Annotated in this window: 19 protein-coding genes; 16 read left to right on the forward strand and 3 right to left on the reverse strand. The window is 66.3% G+C overall.

Features of this window, described 5'->3' with window-relative positions:
* Positions 1–9: 9 nt before the first annotated feature.
* The 8 genes from ACQR1H_RS28495 to ACQR1H_RS28530 all read left to right on the forward strand — a co-directional run bounded on the left by ACQR1H_RS28495 (position 10) and on the right by ACQR1H_RS28530 (position 5,554).
* A complete protein-coding gene (locus ACQR1H_RS28495) occupies positions 10–864 on the forward strand; it encodes a transporter substrate-binding domain-containing protein (RefSeq protein WP_315805024.1) in 855 nt (284 codons plus the stop codon).
* Between the two features lie 136 nt (positions 865–1,000).
* Positions 1,001–1,645 carry an amino acid ABC transporter permease gene (locus ACQR1H_RS28500; RefSeq protein ID WP_434908541.1) on the forward strand — a complete coding sequence of 215 codons (645 nt, stop codon included), beginning with the start codon at positions 1,001–1,003 and terminating at the stop codon, positions 1,643–1,645.
* Positions 1,642–2,298, forward strand: a complete 657-nt coding sequence (locus tag ACQR1H_RS28505) for an amino acid ABC transporter permease (protein ID WP_434847873.1) — start codon at positions 1,642–1,644, stop codon at positions 2,296–2,298. Before ACQR1H_RS28500 ends, ACQR1H_RS28505 begins: the two co-directional genes overlap by 4 nt.
* 12 nt (positions 2,299–2,310) lie before the next feature.
* A complete protein-coding gene (locus tag ACQR1H_RS28510; protein WP_434908542.1) occupies positions 2,311–3,078 on the forward strand; it encodes an amino acid ABC transporter ATP-binding protein in 768 nt (255 codons plus the stop codon).
* Between the two features lie 24 nt (positions 3,079–3,102).
* Positions 3,103–3,495 (forward strand): RidA family protein, encoded by a 393-nt coding sequence (locus ACQR1H_RS28515; RefSeq protein WP_434892478.1) that lies wholly within the window; start codon positions 3,103–3,105, stop codon positions 3,493–3,495.
* Between the two features lie 11 nt (positions 3,496–3,506).
* Positions 3,507–4,109 carry a DUF1989 domain-containing protein gene (locus ACQR1H_RS28520; protein WP_434908543.1) on the forward strand — a complete coding sequence of 201 codons (603 nt, stop codon included), beginning with the start codon at positions 3,507–3,509 and terminating at the stop codon, positions 4,107–4,109.
* Complete coding sequence (locus tag ACQR1H_RS28525; protein WP_434908544.1) at positions 4,106–4,915, forward strand: urea amidolyase associated protein UAAP1; 810 nt, start codon at positions 4,106–4,108, stop codon at positions 4,913–4,915. Before ACQR1H_RS28520 ends, ACQR1H_RS28525 begins: the two co-directional genes overlap by 4 nt.
* A gap of 9 nt (positions 4,916–4,924) precedes the next feature.
* A complete protein-coding gene (locus tag ACQR1H_RS28530) occupies positions 4,925–5,554 on the forward strand; it encodes an urea amidolyase associated protein UAAP2 (protein ID WP_434908545.1) in 630 nt (209 codons plus the stop codon).
* Between the two features lie 56 nt (positions 5,555–5,610).
* On the opposite strand, the gene ACQR1H_RS28535 is transcribed toward ACQR1H_RS28530, so the two are convergent.
* Positions 5,611–6,999: an NAD(P)/FAD-dependent oxidoreductase gene (locus ACQR1H_RS28535; RefSeq protein WP_434908546.1), complete on the reverse strand. Its 1,389-nt coding sequence runs from the start codon at positions 6,997–6,999 to the stop codon at positions 5,611–5,613.
* The gene (locus ACQR1H_RS28540) at positions 6,996–7,409 is read right to left on the reverse strand and encodes a nuclear transport factor 2 family protein (protein WP_434908547.1); all 414 of its coding nucleotides are present in this window, start codon (positions 7,407–7,409) and stop codon (positions 6,996–6,998) included. The genes ACQR1H_RS28535 and ACQR1H_RS28540 overlap by 4 nt, the downstream gene beginning before the upstream one ends.
* A gap of 181 nt (positions 7,410–7,590) precedes the next feature.
* On the opposite strand from ACQR1H_RS28540, the gene ACQR1H_RS28545 reads away from it, so the two are divergent.
* A complete protein-coding gene (locus ACQR1H_RS28545) occupies positions 7,591–8,409 on the forward strand; it encodes a sulfite exporter TauE/SafE family protein (RefSeq protein ID WP_434839043.1) in 819 nt (272 codons plus the stop codon).
* Positions 8,410–8,413: 4 nt separating this feature from the next.
* On the opposite strand, the gene ACQR1H_RS28550 is transcribed toward ACQR1H_RS28545, so the two are convergent.
* Positions 8,414–9,955, reverse strand: a complete 1,542-nt coding sequence (locus ACQR1H_RS28550; protein WP_316218588.1) for a PLP-dependent aminotransferase family protein — start codon at positions 9,953–9,955, stop codon at positions 8,414–8,416.
* Between the two features lie 183 nt (positions 9,956–10,138).
* Here ACQR1H_RS28550 and ACQR1H_RS28555 point away from each other — a divergent pair, with 183 nt between their 5' ends.
* From ACQR1H_RS28555 to ACQR1H_RS28585, 7 genes are all read left to right on the forward strand, one after another.
* Complete coding sequence (locus tag ACQR1H_RS28555) at positions 10,139–11,785, forward strand: amidohydrolase (RefSeq protein ID WP_434908548.1); 1,647 nt, start codon at positions 10,139–10,141, stop codon at positions 11,783–11,785.
* Positions 11,782–12,726, forward strand: coding sequence for a CobW family GTP-binding protein (locus ACQR1H_RS28560; protein ID WP_434908549.1), 945 nt, complete (start codon positions 11,782–11,784; stop codon positions 12,724–12,726). The genes ACQR1H_RS28555 and ACQR1H_RS28560 overlap by 4 nt, the downstream gene beginning before the upstream one ends.
* Before the next feature lie 81 nt (positions 12,727–12,807).
* Entirely contained in the window at positions 12,808–14,403 is a 1,596-nt protein-coding gene (locus ACQR1H_RS28565; protein WP_315805010.1) for an ABC transporter substrate-binding protein, read from the forward strand.
* 50 nt (positions 14,404–14,453) lie between these two features.
* Positions 14,454–15,434, forward strand: coding sequence for an ABC transporter permease (locus ACQR1H_RS28570; RefSeq protein WP_316182707.1), 981 nt, complete (start codon positions 14,454–14,456; stop codon positions 15,432–15,434).
* Entirely contained in the window at positions 15,431–16,336 is a 906-nt protein-coding gene (locus ACQR1H_RS28575; protein WP_316218590.1) for an ABC transporter permease, read from the forward strand. The genes ACQR1H_RS28570 and ACQR1H_RS28575 overlap by 4 nt, the downstream gene beginning before the upstream one ends.
* A complete protein-coding gene (locus ACQR1H_RS28580; RefSeq protein WP_316218592.1) occupies positions 16,336–17,331 on the forward strand; it encodes an ABC transporter ATP-binding protein in 996 nt (331 codons plus the stop codon). Before ACQR1H_RS28575 ends, ACQR1H_RS28580 begins: the two co-directional genes overlap by 1 nt.
* Positions 17,328–18,338, forward strand: a complete 1,011-nt coding sequence (locus tag ACQR1H_RS28585) for an ABC transporter ATP-binding protein (RefSeq protein ID WP_434908550.1) — start codon at positions 17,328–17,330, stop codon at positions 18,336–18,338. Before ACQR1H_RS28580 ends, ACQR1H_RS28585 begins: the two co-directional genes overlap by 4 nt.
* Positions 18,339–18,487 lie beyond the last annotated feature (149 nt).

The raw sequence follows: 18,487 nt of genomic DNA on the forward strand, positions 1-18,487 counted from the left end.
AGATGTGAGATGACCAAGCCTTCGTTTCTCCGCCTGTCGGCGCCGTCGCGGCGCGTCGCGCTGGCCCTGCTGGCGGCCGCGCTGACGCTGCCGGCCGCGTTCACCGCCAAGGCCGGCAGCATGGACGAGATCAAGAAGCGGGGCCTCATCGTTGCCACCGAGGACGACTTCCGGCCCTTCGAGTTCGTCAAGGACGGCAAGCCGACCGGCTTCGACAACGAATTGATCGAGGATCTGCGCAAATATGCGCCGTTCGAGATCAAGCAGCAGATCCTGCCCTGGACCGGCATCCTGGCCGGCGTCTCCACCGGCAAATACGACGTCGCCATCACCGCGGCGATCATCACCAAGGAGCGCAAGAAGTCGCTCGACTTCACCAGTCCGATTGCCGACGCGACGCATTATTACGTCAAGCGCAAGGACGACAAGAGCATCAACGCGATCAAGGATCTCAGCGGCAAGACGGTCGGCGTTCAGGCCGGCAGCGCGCTGCTGGGGCGGCTGCCCGAGCTCCAGGCGATGCTGGAGAAGGAGGGCGGCAAGCTCGGCAAGGTGGTCGAATACACCTCCTATCCGGAAGCCTATCAGGATCTCGCGCTCGGCCGCGTCGACTACGTCGTCAACACGATCATCAACATCAAGGCGCTGGTCGCCGAGAAGCCGAACGTGTTCGCGGTCGGCCAGCCCGTCTCCGGCAAGTCGTATCCGGCCTGGGCGGTCGCGAAAGGCAATACCGAGCTGGTGGAATTCCTGAACGGCTTCATCGCCAAGGAGAAGGAAAACGGGCGCTTCGCCGAGTTGCAGAAGAAGTGGTTCGGCGAAGCCTTCCCTGATCTGCCGGTCACGTTCGAGCCGGAATTCTGACGGCGCGGCGAGGGCAATTCATGTGCGGGTGGCGATCGCTGCGCGCCCGTCCGCTTGACGGTCGCGTGGTCCTCCAGCGGGCGCGGTCGGCCGGTGCAGGGCGCCGGCCCCCGCGCGGCGCTGCGGATGGATGGTCATGAGCACGGCCGACGTCCTGGCCATCCTGCAGGGCGCCGTGGTCACGGTGACGCTGTCCTTCGTCGGCATCCTGATCGGGCTTCCCATCGGATTGGGTCTCGCGCTGTTGCGCTGGGCCGACGTGCCGGGGATCGCACGGATCGTGGCCGTCTACGTCTCGGTCCTGCGCGCGACGCCGCTCGTCACCCTGCTGCTGCTGTTGTTCTTCGCGCTGCCCAATATCGGGATCGCAATCGGGCCGGTGTCGGCGGCGATCCTGGCGCTGGTGATGAATACCTCGGCGTTCAACTGCGAGGTCTGGCGCGCCGCCCTGATGAATTTTCCCAAGGAGCAGTACGAGGCGGCGCAGTCCGTGGGCATGCATGCGAGCCTGCGCTTCCGCCGCATCGTGCTGCCGCAGATCGTGCGGGTCAGTCTCCCTGGCCTGGTCAACGAGATGTCGCTGCTGATCAAGGTGACGCCGGTGCTTGCGGTCGTCGGCGTCGTCGACATCACCCGCGCGGCGGTGCGCATCGGTGCCGAGACCTATGAGCCGCTGCCGCCGTTCCTGGTGGCCATCGCGATGTATGCGCCGATCGTGTTTGCGCTGGTCACGCTGCAGCGGTACATCGAGAAGCGCCAGCACGCGAGCGAGGCGGCATGATCCGGGATTTCGCCGTCGTCTGGAGCGAGCGGGATCTGCTGCTGAGCGGACTCGGCAATACCACGATCCTGTCGGTGCTGTCGGCCATCGCTGGACTCGTGATCGCGTTCGTGCTGACGCCGGCTCTGATGTCGAAGCGGCGCTGGCTGGCGCTCACGGTGCGGGTGTTCGTCGACGGCATGCGCTGCGTGCCGTTCCTGCTGTTCGCTTATATCGTCTACTATGGCTTGCCCTCGTTCGGCATCCGGCTCGACAACTGGAGCTCGGGACTGGTGGCGCTGACCGTCTATCACGCCGCTTACCTGGCTGAGATCCTGCGTGGCGCCTGGGCGGCACAGCCGCGCGAGCCGCTCGAGGCCGGTGTCGCCTTCGGCTTCTCCGGGGCGCGATTGTTCCGCCGCATCATCCTGCCGCCGCTGCTGCTCGCGGCAGGGCCCGTCATCGGCAACCAGATGATCCAGATCGTCAAGGACAGCGCCTTTCTCACCATCATTGCGCTGCCCGAGCTGACGCATGCTGCAAGTTCGATCCAGTCGCGCCACTACGTGCCGTTCGCCGCCTTCATCACCGCCGTGGTCCTCTATTGGGGCCTCTGCCTGGTGATCGAAGCCGCCGTCAGCGGCATCGACCGGCTGGCGGCGGCGCGGCGCTGAAAGGAACCTGGGATGACCGACGACATGGCCGTGCTCGACGTCGCCGGCATCTCCAAGCGCTTTGGCGAATTGGAGGTGCTCTCCGACATCAGCTTCACGGTGACGCGTGGCGAGACGGTCTGCGTGCTCGGCCCGTCCGGTTCCGGCAAGTCGACCCTGCTTCGTTGCATCAACTGGCTGGAGCGGCCCGACGCCGGACAGATCTATCTCAATGGCGACCGCATCGGCATCAACAATGGCGGTGTCGTGATGTCCGATCGCGAGCTGTCGCGAGTTCGCACGCGGATCGGCATGGTGTTTCAGCATTTCGCGCTGTGGCCGCATTTGACCGTCCTTCAGAATCTCATGGAGGCGCCGGTGCAGGTGCAGAAGCGCCCCGTGGCCGAGGTGCGCGAGGAGGCGATGGTGCTGCTCGCCAAGGTCGGGCTCTCCGACAAATGCGATGTGTTCCCGGCGCGGCTGTCCGGCGGCCAGAAGCAGCGCGTCGGAATTGCGCGGGCGCTGGCGATGAAGCCGGATGTTCTCTTGTTCGACGAGCCGACCAGTGCGCTCGATCCGGAGCTGGTCGGCGAGGTGCTGGTGGTGATGCGCGAGCTCGCGCGCGAAGGGCGCACGATGGTGATCGTGACCCACGAGATGGGTTTTGCCCGCGACGCCGCCACCCGCATCCTGTTTCTCGATCGCGGCCGCGTCGTCGAGACCGGGCCGCCGGAGCGCTTCTTCGTCAACCCGGACACCGAGCGCGCGCGCCAGTTCATTCAGCGCTACGCCGCCGGATAGCCAAGAGAACAGCGAGGACACGCCATGGATCCGATCTATCATCTGCTTCCCGACGCGCCGAAGCCGGTCACGCCCTACAGCCATGCGGTGCAGGCAGGCCCGTTCCTGTTCGTCACCGGCCAGCTGGCGACCGATCCCGATGACGATTCGCTGCCGCTTCCCGACGGTATCGAGGCGCAGACCCGCAAGGTGATGGACAATCTCGCGCGGGTGCTGAAGGGCTGCGGCATGAACTTCGCGAACGTCGTGTTCGCCCGCATCTACCTGACCGATTTCAAGCGCGACTACGCGCCGATGAACGCGATCTTCTCGAGTCATTTCGACGATGCGCACCGGCCGGGCCGCACCACGATCGGGGTCTGCGACCTCGCGCGCGGCGGCATCGTCGAGATCGACCTGGTCGCCTACAAGCCGTGATGGAGAGTGCAATGGAGCTGATCGAAATTCCCGCGCGGCGCGGCAAGGCGGCCTTTGTCGGGGCGGGGCAGGTCATCACCGTGATCAACACCCATGGCGAGCAGGTGGTCGACACCTGGGCGTTCAATCGCGCCGACCTCTCCGAGTTCATGTCGAATGAGCACACGCGCGCGCATTCGCTGCATCTGGTGCCGCGGCCGGGCGACGTGCTCCGCACCAATATGCGCCGGCCGATCCTGACCTTGATCGAGGACACCTCGGGCGGCATTCACGACACCCTGATCGCCGCCTGCGACCGCTATCGCTACGCGTTTCTCGGGCACGAGGGCCATCACGACAATTGCACCGACAATCTGTTCGCCGGCATGGCCGAGCTTGGCCTGACGCCGCCGGAGGTGCCGAGCCCGCTCAACCTCTTCATGAACATTCCGTGGGACGCGGAGGGCACGCTCGGCTTTGCCGCGCCGCCGCGCCCCGTGCCCGGCGGCCATGCGCGCCTGCGCGCCGAGATGGACCTCGTGATTGCGTTCTCGGCCTGTCCGCAGGACATCCTGCCGATCAACGGCAAGGCGGGGCAGCCGGTCGAGGCGCATTTCACGGTGACATCAGCATGAGCGCAGAGAGCAAGGCGGAGCGTGCCGCCGCCAACCGCCGCCGCTATGAGGAGTTGCGTGCGGCCGGGCAGGAGCTGAAGCAGCTGCCGCCGCCGACGGCGCTGGATGCCGCGCCGATCGCGGAGGGCGCGATCGTCCGGAGCGAGCGGGTGCCGTCCGGCTGGCACACGACGGTGCGGCTGTCGCGCGGCGAGGCGTTGCGCATCATCGATGATCACGGGCGCTCGAGCGCATCGTTGCTGGCATGGCGCGCCGAGGATCCGAGCGAACGGATCAACTGTGCCGACACGGTGAAGGTGCAATGGAGCGCAGCGCTGTCGAAGGGCCGGATGATCCTGTCGGACATGGGACGTGTGCTGCTGTCGGTGATCGAGGATACCTCAGGTGCGCACGATCTTCTGGTCGGCGGCTCGACCGCGGACTCGACGCTCGCGGCCTATGGCGAGGTGACGCGCAACACGCAGGCGAACTTCATCTCCGCCGCTGCCAAGATCGGACTGGGCGTGCGCGACATCCCGCCCTGCGTGACCTTCTTTGCGCCCGTGACGACGGACGTGACCGGGCGGTTCGTCTGGCACGCCGCGCGCAAGCGACCCGGTGATTTCGTCGATCTGCGCGCCGAGATGAACCTGATCGTCGCGGTCTCCAACTGCGCCCATCCGCTCGATCCGGCACGGCCGGTGGCGAGCGCGCCGATCACCCTGATCCAGCATCGGCTGCCGCCGCCCGCGGCCGATGACGTCTGCCGCACGGCGTCAGCGGAAACGTCGCGCGCCTACGCCTTCACCGATCAGCTGTTCGCCTGAGGAGCGCTCATGTCGCCGACCGATCCGGACCGCATCGTCCACGCCTTCGACATTCCCGCCGAGCAGCCCTGGTCACGGGTGCTGAAGAAGGGCCAGACGCTGCGCATCATCGACAGCGAAGGCGAGCAGGCGGTGGATGCGCTGATGTACGTCGCCGACGACACCGCCGAGCGTTACAGCGCGCAGGATACGTTGCGCGTGCAGGGCTCGGCCTATCTCGAGCTGGGCACGCGGTTGATCTCCAACCGCGGCCGGGTGATGGCAAAGATCACCGCCGACACCTGCGGCCGCCATGATACGTCGGCGGGCTGCTGCTCCTGCGAGAGCAATGCCGTGCGCTTCGGCGAGGCGACGCGCTACCAGCATGCCTGCCGGGAGAACTTCATCCTGGAGCTGTCGCGACACGGCCTGACCAAGCGCGACATCGTCTCCAACCTCAACTTCTTCATGAACGTGCCGATCGAGCCCTCAGGCAATTTCACCGTTCTCGATGGGCCGTCGTCGCCGGGCAACTTCGTCGACGTGACCGCCGAGATGGACGTCTTGTTCGTGATCTCGAACTGTCCGCAGGTGAACAATCCCTGCAACGGTTTCGATCCGACTTCGATCCGCGTGGAGATCAGAGAGCCGACAGCATGAACCCTGCCGCCGTAGGGGCATGCTCATCGGATCCATAGGCGGCAGCGAGAGGGGGTTCAATTCGCCTCGTCGCGCAGGTGATACCAGCGATAGAGCAGGCGCTGGCCGATACGCCGGAACGGCGCGAACGGATGGGTCGGCAGCGGCGAGGTGAAGATCGGCAAATCCTGTCCCTTGAACGGTTGGCCCGCGAGCATCTGCGCCATGCGACGGCCGGCCTGGGCCGAATAGGACACGCCGTTGCCGCCATAGCCGAGCGCATAGACCAGCTTCGCCTTGGGATCGGGGCGCACGATGCGCGGCATCATGTCATGGCTGACATCGACCCAGCCCCACCATGAATAGTCGATCTCGATGCCCGTAAGCGCGGGGAATTTGCGATGCAGGCCATCGACCAGGAGCTGGAAGTGTCGGTCATGGGTGGCGTCGGCGCCGGTGATGGCGCTCCGGCTGCCGATCTGGACGCGGTCGTCCGGCAGCAGCCGGTAGTAGAAGCGCAAGGTGCGCGTGTCGGTGATGACCTGCCTCGTCTTGAAGCCGGTCGCCGCGAGCTCGGCCACAGTGAGCGGACGCGTCACCAGCGAGTTCGACAGGATCGGCATGCAGCGGCCGGACAATTCCGGCGTGAGCCCGAGCGAGGTATAGGCGCCGGTGGCGATGCCGACGCCGTTCACGGTCACATTGCCGCCGGGGGTCTGCAGGATGAACTTGCCGTCGCGCTGCGCGATGCGCGTCACCGGGCTTGCGGTATGAACGCGCACGCCGAGCGCGCGCGCCATCTGCAGATAGCCGAAGGCAAGCTTGGCCGGGTGCACACCCGTGCCGAGCGGCTCGTGCACCGCGCCGACGGCTTCGTTCTCGTCGACGAAGTCGCGCGCCAGCTCCTCACGCGGCATCACGCGCGAGGCATAGCCGAAGACGTCGTTGAGCACCTTCGATTCGGCTGCGATCTTGTCGAGATTGCGCTGGCGGTGGGCGATGTAGAGGTGACCGCCGCGTTGCGGCTCGACGTCGATCGGGCTTGATCGCACCAGCTCCTCGAAGGTCTCGAAGCCCTCGGTGACCTCGGCGTGCATGCGCTTGGCGACGTCGAGGCCCCAGCGCCAGATCCATTGCGAGCGTGTCAGGCGGCCCGAGGCATTCTGGGCCTGGCCGCCGTTGCGCGTGCTGCAACCCCAGGCGACGCGGTTGGCTTCGAGCACGACCGCCTTGATGCCGTGCTCGCGCGCCAGGAAGATCGCGCAGGCAAGGCCGGTATAGCCCGAGCCGATGATGGCGACGTCGGCCGTCGTGTCGGCCGTGACCGGACCGTCGCTCTCCGGCGGCTCGCCGGCCGTCGCGATCCAGTAGGTCGGCGCGTAGTCGCGGTTGCGGCCGGGCCCGTCAGAGACGAGCGGATCGTAGTGCGGATCATAGGCGGCCGCCGGCAGAGCGTGCATGTTCATCGCGCGGCACTCCCGGTTGCGGCCGGCTGCGGCGGCCGGTCCTTGCGGAAGGCGCTCTTCGTGCAGATCCTGTCGCCGCGGAAGCCGAACAGGTCGCAGCCCTGCACCTCGATGCGCCGGCCGTCCGGTGCAGTTCCACGGAAGATCCATTCGGACAGGGCCCGATCGCCGAACACCGTATGGCGCGTGCACTCCCAGCTGACGTCGGGCATGCCGCCCCAGGTCGCTTCGAACGCGGCGCGTACATCGGCTGCGCCGCTGATGCGACGGCCGCAGCTGTCGGGCCCTGCGGCCGCGTCGAACACGATGTCGTCGGTCATGCAGGCCATCACGCCTGCGCCATCGTGCCGGTTGAAGGCGGCGAACAGATTATCGAGCAGTTCGCTGCGGACGGTTTCGAGATCGGCCATGTCATGTCCTTGCGCATCGCGCCGCGGCTGGAGCTTGGCTCGCATGTGCCACGCGATCGGCTGGAGGCCCTAGAACCAGAGCGCGCGACCTCTGCGGCCAGAACTGGCCCGATGGTAGGGCGCCGGCTGGCCCTTTCATCACCATGGCGGAGTTGCTGACTGGCCGGATGATGCCGCCTTTGTGCTCTCACGCCCCACGCTGACGATGGCCCTGCAGGAACTGGCCGTCGCGGTCCATGACATCGCCGCCACATCGCTGCCGAGCCCGGCCCTGGTACTCGCTGCGGCGCTGTCGATCTTTGCCGCGGCGCTCGTGCGCGGCTTCACGGGATTCGGTTTTGCGCTGACGGCCGTGCCGCTGCTCGGTCTGTTCATGCCGCCGACGCAATCGGTGCCGGTTGCGGTCTGTCTGCAGCTTCTGATCGGGCTCGGCGATCTGCCGCGCGCCTCGCGGGTCTGCGACTGGTCGTCTCTGCGCTGGCTGACTCTCGGAGGCCTGATCGGCTCACCGACCGGTGTGCTGGTCCTGAGCCTGGTATCCGCCTCAGTGGCACGCGTTGTCATCGCGCTGATCACCGTCGGCGCGGTCGTGCTGCTCAATGCGGGGTTTCGGCTGGCGGCGGCGCCAGCGCGCTGGATCACGGCGCTGGTCGGCCTCGCCGCCGGTCTGTTCAACGGCCTTGCAGGCATGCCCGGGCCACCTGTGATCGTCTATTACAACGCGGGCGCATTCGACCGGGTTGCCGCCCGCGCGTCGATGATGGTGTTCTTCCTGGTCTCCTCTATCGTTGCGACCGCCAGCCTCGCCTGGTTCGATCTCCTGGACCTGCACATTGCGGTCCTGACCGCGCTCGGCGTTCCCGTGATGCTGGTCGGCACCTGGCTCGGCGATCTCGGCTTTCATCGCGGCAGCGACACGCTGCATCGTCGGGTGTCGATCGCAAGTCTCGCGGTGGTCGCACTCGGTAGTGCGCTCAAGGGGCTGAGCGACCTGCTGTAGCCGCTCAGGTCGTTTGCGACGACATGTACCGCGTGAAGATCTGGCCCAGCTTGGCAATTCCCGGCGCGATCCGGTCCGTGCGGATCGAGGAGAAGCCGAGACGGAAGCAGTTGCGCGTCGCCTCCGGGTTGATCGAGAACACGTCGCCGGGCTCGATGACCACGCCTTCGGCGCGTGCGACCTCTGACAGCTTGATCGTATCCGTTCCCGCAGGGCAGGTGATCCAGTAGCTGGTGCTGCCCGGGCCGCGCGACCAGGTGCAGCCCGGCAGCGCCTGCGGCAACAGCGCGTCGAGCAGGGTGGCGCGTTCGAGCAGCACGCGGCCGACCTGCTGCAGATGGGAGCGGTAGTGCCCGAGACCGATGAACAAGGCCGCGACGCGCTGGTTGTTCAGCGGCGGATGGCGCAGCATCAGCCGGCGCAACGCGCGCAACTCGCGGATGACGGGCGCAGGCGCCACGACGTAGCCGAGCCGCAGGCCGGGGGCCAAGGCCTTCGACAGGCTGCCCACGTAGAGCACGCTCTGGTCGCGGTCCAGGCTCATCAGCGGCGGCAGGCTGCTGCCCTCCGGCATCAGATCGCTTTCATAATCATCCTCGATCAGGACGATGTCGCGCTCGCGAGCGACCTGGAGAATCTCCTCGCGCCGCGCCCGCGACATCGCGGTCGTGGTCGGGCATTGGTGGCTCGCCGTGACATAGGCCAGCGCGCAGCGCGCGAACGCCTCGTCAGGGACCAGGCCCTGATCGTCCAGCCGAAGCGGCACAACCTGCGACGTCATCATGCCGAAGATGTTGCGTGCGTCGGGATAGCCGGGATCTTCGATGCCGATCGGGGTGTCGGGCTGCAGGAACAGCTTCGCAATCAAATAGAGGGCGTGCTGTGCTCCGATCGTGAGCATGATCTCGTCGGCACGGGCGCGAATGCCGCGGCGCGGCAGCACCTGCCGCTGCAATTGTTCGATCAGCGCCGGATCGTCGCCGTCGATCATGTCGCGCGCCCAGTTGTTGATCTCGGGGACGCTGAGCGCCGCGCGCGCGCTCTCGCGCCAGTCGTTGGTCGGAAACAGGCTCGGGTCGAACTGCCCGAAGATGAAGGGATACGGATAGGTCTGCCAGTCGAGCGGCTTGACGATATTGCGAAGCGCCGACGGCTGCAGCGCGAATCGCTCGGTCCAGCGCCGGCTGTAGACCTCCGTCGCAGGCTGCCGGGCTTCGCCGATGTGCTTGGGCAGGCCGGCCACGAAGTAGCCGCTGCGCTCGCGCGACACCAGGAAGTTCTGGTCGACCAGCTGCTCATAGGCGATGACGATGGTGTTGCGCGATACCTTCAGCAGGGCTGCGAGATCGCGGCTCGACGGCATGCGGACGCCGAGCGGCAGACGGCCGTCCTCGATCGCGGTCACGATCATCTGCCGGATCTGAAGCTGCAGGAAGGTGCCGCCGCGGTCCAGGCCGTCGAACAGCGAGATCCAGAACAGCACGTCATGGATCGGAACAGCCGGTCCGGTCGCTTGGGATCGCAGCAGGGGCGCGAATTTTGCCATCGAGGTATTTGGTCCTGAAAGCCGTGAGGCGCTCAAACTAAAGCAAAAACCGCGCCATAGCGGAATGATTGCGGGCGTGGCTCGCATGGGCTGGCTCCATTTGTGCATGGCATCTGGCGCTGGCCTGGACCCATCCGACACCGCAGGTTTCGACAACGGCTTGGGAAGTTGAGGGAGTTCGCGGTGAGCTCAGATACCGTCGTCTACGCGGCCCGCAGGATCGTGACGATGAATCCGTCGCGACCCCATGCGACGCACGTTGCGGTGCGAGAGGGGCGGATCGTTGCCGTTGGCAGTGAAGCGGAGATCGCGCAATTCGCTCCTGATGGTCGGATCGACACGCGCTTCCGCGACAAGGTGCTGTTACCTGGGTTCGTCGAGGGCCACAGCCACATCATGGAAGGCATGATGTGGTCGCTGCCCTATGTCGGGGCCTTCGAACGGCGCTCGCCGGAGGGCAGGGCGGTCGCCGGCGTTCCCAACATCGATGCGATCGTGGCACGCCTCCGCGAGGCCGAAGCCGGCATGGCTGATCCGAACGCAACGCTGTTCGCATGGGGTTTCGATCCGCTGCATATCGGTGGTGAGAAGCTGACGCGCGAAGCACTGGACCGGGTCTCGACAACGCGGCCGATCATGGTGATCCACGCCAGCTTCCATATCAGTGTGGTCAACACGCTGGTGCTGGAGCGCACGCAGCTTCTGCATGCCACCGACATCTCCGGTGTCGTCGCCGGAGCCGGCGGTCTGGCCAGCGGCGAACTGCAGGGTATCGCAGCCCGGCTGCGGGCGTTCCGCTTGGTGGGCAATCCGCTGTCGGAGCTGCTGACCATGTCCGACGTGCAGCGCTATGCGTCATCGGCCTGCGTGCAGGGCGTCACCACGATCACCGATCTGCACAACGATCTCACCGACAACACGTTGGACCTTTATCGCTCCGCGACGCAGCAGGCGGAGTTCGGTGTGCGCCTGGTACCGGCGCTGGCCTCGGCCACGCATCCTCCGGACAAGGCCATCGAAAAGATCGCGGCGCTGCGCGAGTCCGGCAACGACAAGCTGCATTACGGCATTGTCAAGCTGGTCGTCGACGGGTCGATCCAGGGCTTCACGGCCCGCCTACGGTGGCCTGGATATCACAACGGCGCGCCGAACGGCCTCTGGTACATCGCGCCGGAGGAGCTGCCGCGCCTGGTCGAGCTCTACCACAAGGCCGGCATCCAGCTTCACATCCACACCAATGGCGACGAGGCGACCGAGCTTGCGCTGGACGCCGTGGAAAAGGCGCAGACCGCTCACCCGCGGCTGGATCATCGCCACACGCTGCAGCACTGCCAGATGGCCGACGCCGCGCAGTTCCGCCGCATGAAGGCGCTCGGTCTTTGCGTCAACCTGTTTGCCAATCACGTCTTCTACTGGGGCGATTCCCACTACGAGCTGACGATGGGACCAGAGCGGGCGAACCGCCTCGATGCGACAGGCACGGCACAGCGGATCGGCGTTCCCTACTCGATCCACTCAGATGCGCCGGTCACACCGCTGTCGCCGCTGTTCACCGCGTGGTGCGCCGTGAACCGCGTCTCCTCGTCGGGCCGCAAGCTCGGTGCCGAGACCGAGGCGCTGAGCGTGGAGCAGGCGCTGAGTGCCATCACGATCGGCGCAGCCTACACGCTCAAGCTCGATCATCTCATCGGCAGTATCGAGACCGGCAAGTACGCGGACTTCGCGGTCCTGGAGCAGGATCCATTGACGGTCACGCCGGAGACATTGAAGGACGTTGCGGTCTGGGGCACTGTCGTCGGCGGCATCGTCAAGGAAGCGCCGCGCGCATGACGGCATCCGCGCCCATTCCGTTCACCGTGATCGGCGGCTTTCTCGGCGCCGGAAAGACGACGCTGCTCAACCGTCTGCTGTCGGCTAGCACCGAGCGCTGCGCCGTGCTGGTGAACGATTTCGGCGAGATCAATGTTGATGCCGCGCTGATCCGCAGCCACGACGGCACGACGATGTCGCTCACCAATGGCTGCGTCTGCTGCAGCATCGGGACGGGCTTTCTCGATACGCTGGCGCGGCTGCTCGACGATATCGGGCGCTTCGATCGCGTGGTGATCGAGGCCAGCGGCGTCGGCGATCCCTGGCGCATCGCGGAGATCGCGCTGGTCGAGCCGTCGCTGCAGCTCGACGGCGTCGTCGTGCTGGCCGATGCAACCCGCATCACGGTGCAGTGCGAGGACCGGCACATCGGCGAGACCATCCGCAATCAGTTCGCCAAATGCGACGTGGTGCTGCTGAGCAGATGCGATCTGGCCAGCGAGAGCCAGCGCAAGGCGGCGTGCGCCGCCATCGGCGCCATCCGGCCGAATGTGCCGATCGAACAATTGTCGACCCTGACGCCTGTGCATCAGTCGGTCTTCGGGCGGGGGCGGGCGGCGCGTTTCCGCGCCGATCTGGTCGCGGAGACGGTCGACCACGAGAACGACTTCCGTCGCTGGACCTATCAGCGGGCCGGACGTTTCAATCGCGACAGGCTGGCCGCCGCGGTGGGCGCCCTGCCGCGCGAATTGCTGCGGCTGAAGGGAATTTGCCGGGTCGACGGCGACGGCCGCGCGCAGGTGTTCCAACTGGTGTCGCGCAACTGGTCGCTGACGCCGGCCGAGGATGGTCCGGCGACCGCGTCGGAGACGATCACGCTCGCCGGCGTGGGGACCGCGGATCTGCCATCGGATCCGGAGCTCGACGCGATCCTCGACCGTGCTTTGTCTACCGCAGCGTGACGCAATGACATCAGAGCCCATTGGACCACCACGCCAGTTTCTCATCATCCACCCGGTCGTGAATCAGGAAGCGGGATAGCTATGTTGATCAGACGACATTTTGTGCTCGGAGCTCTCGGTCTCGTCGCGGCCACGGCCGCATCCCCCGCGGCGCAGGCGCAGTCATCCGGCGGCAACACCTTGGTGGTCGCGACCACGCAGGTGCCGCGGCATTTCAACGGCGCCGTGCAGTCGGGCATGGCGACGGCCATGCCGACCGCCCAGATCTTCGCGAGCCCGCTGCGCTATGACGACAAGTGGAATCCGCAACCTTATCTGGCGCAGTCCTGGGAGGTCGCGGCTGACGGGCTTTCAGTCACGCTTCACTTGGTGAAGGACGCCGTCTTCCACGACGGCCACCCCGTGACGTCCGAGGACGTCGCGTTTTCGATCATGGCCATCAAGGCCAACCATCCGTTCCAGACGATGCTGGCGGCGGTCGACAAGGTCGAGACGCCTGATCCCGCGACCGCCATCCTCCGTCTGAAAAACCCGAGCCCGTCGCTGCTCCTGGCGATGTCGCCGGCGCTGATGCCGATCCTTCCCAAGCACATCTATGGCGACGGCCAGGACCTCAAGACGCATCCGGCCAATCTGAAGCCGATCGGGTCCGGCCCGTTCAAGCTGACCGAGTACAAGCAGGGCGAATACTACACGCTGGAGAAATTCGACAAGTTCTTCATCCCTGGCCGGCCCAAGCTCGACAAGATCGTGGTCAGGCTGGTGTCGGATCAGAATGCGGCCGTCGTCTCGCTGGAACGCGGCGATTTCAACGCGTTTCCCTTCATCGCAGGCGCGCGCGACATCGATCGTCTGCAAAAGTCGCCGAACCTTGTCGTGACCGACAAGGGCATGGCGGGCGTCGGCCCGCTCAACTGGCTTGCCTTCAATACCAAAAAGAAGCCGCTCGATGATGTCCGCGTGCGCCAGGCCATCGCCTATGCGGCCAATCGCGACTTCATCGTCTCCAAGCTGATGGGCGGCAAGGCCACGCCGTCGCTGGGGCCAATCGCACCGGATTCGCCGCTCGCCGAAGCCGCCGTCGAACCCTACAAGGTCGACTACGCCAAATCGGCCGCGCTGCTGGATGCTGCCGGCTACGCCAAGGGGGCGGACGGCTCGCGTTTCTCGCTGACCATCGACTACATTCCGGGCGGCGACGAGCAACAGCGCAACGTCGCCGAGTACCTGCGCTCGCAGCTCAAGCGGGTCGGCATCAATCTCGAGGTGCGCGCCGCGCCGGATTTCCCGACCTGGGCGCAGCGCGTCTCGAACTTCGATTTCGACCTCACCATGGACACCGTCTACAACTGGGGTGACCCGGTGATCGGCGTCAACCGCACCTATCTGACGTCGAACATCCGCAAGGGCGTCATCTGGTCGAACACGCAGCAATACTCCAATCCCAAGGTGGACGAGCTGTTGCAGGCGGCGGCGGTCGAAACCTCGCCCGAGAAGCGCAAGGCGCTGTACTCGGAGTTCCAGAAGATCGTCGTCTCGGATGTGCCGATCTACTTCATCAACGTCAGCCCGTACTACAATGCCTTCGCCAAGGGGCTCGGCAATCTCCCGAACTCGATCTGGGGCATGATGTCGCCGCTCGACGAGCTCTACTGGGAAACGCCGCCGAAGACCTGAGGCGGAGCTATCCCCGGTTTCGTGAGAGCCACGAGGAGACTTGCTGCACCATGGCATTCGCCACCCATCTGGCCCGGCAGATCATCAATGCTGTCGCGCTGCTGATCGCCGTGCTGGTGCTCAACTTCTGCCTGATCCATCTTGCTCCCGGCGATCCCGTCCAGGTGATCGCCGGCGAGATGGGCGGCGCATCGGCGGAGGTCGTCGCGGCACTGCGGGCCAAATACGGCCTCGACCAGAGCCTGTTGCAGCAGCTGTCCATCTATCTCGCGAACGTCGCCGTCGGCGATTTCGGCTACTCCTACTACTTCAACCAGCCCGTGCTCGGCCTGATCCTGCAGCGGCTGCCGGCGACGCTCTATCTGACCCTGTGCGCCCTTTCCGGTGCGCTCGCGATCGGCACATTGCTCGGGGTGGTCAGCGCGCGGCGGCCGAACGGCCCCTTCAGCCACGCCGTCACCGTGGTCTCGCTGGCGGGCTATGCCGCGCCGATCTTCTGGACCGGGCTGATGTTGCTGCTGCTGTTCGGCTCGGTATGGCCGATCCTCCCCGTGGTCGGAATGACCGACGTGGTGAATCCCAAGCAGGGCTTCGCCTACGCGCTCGATGTCGGCCGCCATCTGGTGTTGCCTTCGCTGACGCTCGCGCTCGTGTTCATCGCGCAATACAGCCGGCTGGCGCGGGTGAACATGATCGAGGCGCTGTCGGCCGACTATGTCAGAACCGCCCGTGCCAAGGGGCTCCCGGAATGGCTGGTCGTCGGCAAACACGCGTTGCGCAATACGCTGATCCCGATCGTCACCGTCGCCGGCCATCAGTTCGGCAATCTGTTCGCCGGCGCCGTGCTGGTCGAGACCGTGTTCAGCTGGCCCGGCATGGGCCGGCTCGTGTTCGATTCCATCCTGCGTCGCGACTATCCGACCCTAATGGCGGTGCTGTTCTTCTCTGCGCTGATGGTGATGACCGCCAACATTCTAACTGACGTGGTCTACCGCCTCGTTGACCCGCGAATCCGGACAGGACGGCGATGACGGTGATCGAGAGCACCTCGCAGGTGTCGACGTCGCCGGCCGATCTGCCCGCGCGAACCGCCGCGTCGCCGGGCCGCCTGGCGCTGCGGCAGTTCATGAAGAGCCCGTCGGGCGTCGCCGGCGCCTGCATGCTGATCCTGATCATTCTGGTGGCCGTGGTCGGGCCATCGCTGTATCCGGTCGATCCGCTCGATCTCGTCGGCGCCCCGTTCATGCCGCCGGATGCCGATGCCTGGTTCGGCACCGACTATCTCGGACGCGACGTCCTGGCCGGCCTCATCCATGGTGGGCGCGCGACGCTCGCCGTCGGCGCCGTCGCGGCGCTCATCACGATCGCAATCGGGCTCGTCATCGGCGCGGTCGGCGGCTTTTTCGGCGGTGCGATCGATGCCACCATGGTCAAGATCACCGAGTTCTTCCAGATCCTGCCGCCATTGCTGTTCGCGATGGTGCTGGTGACACTGTTCGGACCGAAGCTGACCACGATCACGCTCGCGATCGGCGGCGTGAGCTGGACCTCGGTGGCGCGGCTGACGCGGGCGGAGTTCATGCGGCTGCGCGATCTCGATTTTGTCAAGGCGTCGCGCGCGGCGGGCGCCTCCAACGCGAACTTGATCCTGCGCGTGCTGCTGCCCAATGCGCTGCCCGCGGTGATCGTGTCGGCGACGCTGGCGATCGGTGTCGCGATCCTGTTCGAGGGCGGGCTGAGCTTCCTGGGTCTGGGCGACCCGAACGTCATGAGCTGGGGACTGATGCTGGGCCAGAACCGCAACTACATTCTCGATGCCTGGTGGGCGGTGATGTTCCCGGGAGCGGCGATCTTCCTTGCGGTGCTCGCGATCAGCCTGGTCGGCGACGGTCTCAACGACGCGATCAATCCGCGTCTGCGGCGGAGGTCGTGATGAGTGCGCTGCTCGAAGTGGATGATCTCAACGTCAGCATGCGCAACGGGGCCGGCCGCCTCGTCCCGGTGATCGAGAACCTGTCGTTCACGATCGCACCGGGGCGGACCCTGGCGCTGGTCGGTGAATCCGGCTGCGGCAAGAGCATGACGGCGCTGGCCCTGATGCGGCTGCTGCCGGAGGATTTCGTCGTTACCTCGGGCCGCATCGTGCTGGAGGGCAGGGACGTGCTGGCCTTGCCGCCGAAGGAGATGCGGGGCTTGCGCGGCAGCGCTATGTCGATGATCTTCCAGGAGCCGATGACGGCGCTCAATCCGCTGTTCACCGTGGGTGATCAGATCGGAGAGGTGCTGCGCTGGCACCAGGGGCTCGATCGCGCGGCGGCGCGCTCGCGCGCCATCGAGCTGCTCCGCGCCGTGCAGATTCCGGCGGCCGGGCAGCGGATCGATGCCTATCCTCACCAGCTCTCGGGAGGCATGCGCCAGCGCGTGATGATCGCAATGGCGCTGGCCGGGCGGCCGAAGCTCTTGATCGCCGATGAGCCGACCACCGCGCTCGACGTCACCGTGCAGGCGCAGATCTTCGACCTGCTGGCCGAGCTGCAACGCAGCACCGGCACGGCGATCCTGCTGATCACCCACGATCTCGGCGCGGTCGCAGAGCTCGCGGACGAGATGCTGGTGCTCTATGCCGGACGCTGCATCGAGGCGGGGGCCGCGGACGCGATCGCGACAACGCCGCGTCATCCCTATACGCGGGGTCTGCTGAACTGTGTTCCGCACCTCGCCCTTGGCGAGCCGCCGCGGCCCTGGGTCGATCTCGGCGAGATCCCCGGCATGGTGCCGCCACTCGGCGCGCGCGGTGCCGATTGCGCCTTTCTCGCAAGATGCGCGCAGGCCCGCGACATCTGCCGTGCGAAGCTGCAGCCTGCGCTCGAGCCGATTGCCCCGGGGCACGCCGTGTCGTGTTGGCGCAGGACGGAGATCGCGGCATGAGCATGGCGGAAGCCATCCGCGGGACAGGCGCCCAAGAGGTGCTGCTCGACGTCAACGACCTCGTCGTGCATTTTCCGGCCGGCCGCCGCCATGGCAAGCCGTCCTTCGTGCACGCGGTCGACGGCGTCAGCTTTCGCGTTCGCCGCGGCACCACCTTCGGCATCGTCGGCGAGAGCGGCTCGGGCAAGTCGACCACCGTGCAGGCCGTGATGCGGCTGGTGCCGGCGACATCCGGCCAGATCGTGTTCGGCAACCGCGACATTGCGGGCCTCACCGGCCAGCCGCTGCGCGAGGTGCGGCGGCATCTGCAGATCGTGTTCCAGGACCCGTTCTCGGCGCTCAATCCGCGCCGCCGCGCGGGCGATCAGATCCGCGAGCCCCTCGACCTGCTCGGAATCGGCACGCGCAGCGAGCGCGACGAGCGCGTGCGCCGGCTGCTGGCCGAGGTCGGTCTGCCGCCACAAGCCGCCGACCTGTTTCCGCATCAATTTTCCGGCGGCCAGCGCCAGCGTTTGTGCATCGCTCGGGCGATGGCGCCAGAGCCCGACCTGATCGTCTGCGACGAGGCGGTGTCCGCGCTCGACGTGGCGATCCAGGCGCAGATCCTCAATCTGTTGAAGCGGCTGCAGCGCGAGCGTGATCTCACTTACATCTTCATCTCGCACGATCTCGGCGTGATCCAGAAATTCTGCGATGAGGTCGCGGTGATGTATCTCGGCAAGATCGTCGAGCAGGCGCCGGCGGCCGACATCTTCGCCGCGCCCCGTCATCCCTATACGTGGTCGCTGATTGCGGCCGCCGCGCCGCCCGGCCCGATGCGTGAGGACCTGAAGCGCCGCTATCTCGTCAAGGGCGATCCGCCGAGCCCGGTCGATCCGCCGCCCGGCTGCCGTTTCGCGCAGCGCTGCCCGATGGCGATCGACGAATGCTCGCAGCGTCTCCCCGTTCTGGATGCGATCGGATCACATCATTACGTTGCGTGCCACCGTGCTGCCGAGCTGCCCTGAGACAAGCGGGCCGTGCAATCGCGCGATATCAGCTCGGCGCACGCGAGCCTGCTCGGCTCCAGCTGGAGTATGAGGTCGACTGATCGCAGAGCTCGGGCCCAGGTCGCCGCGAGACAGCCCAGTCATGCCTGCTGTTTGAAACGTGGAGA

The sequence above is a fragment of the Bradyrhizobium sp. HKCCYLRH2015 genome (genome assembly GCF_051168215.1).
In the GTDB taxonomy this organism is placed as follows: Bacteria; Pseudomonadota; Alphaproteobacteria; order Rhizobiales; family Xanthobacteraceae; genus Bradyrhizobium.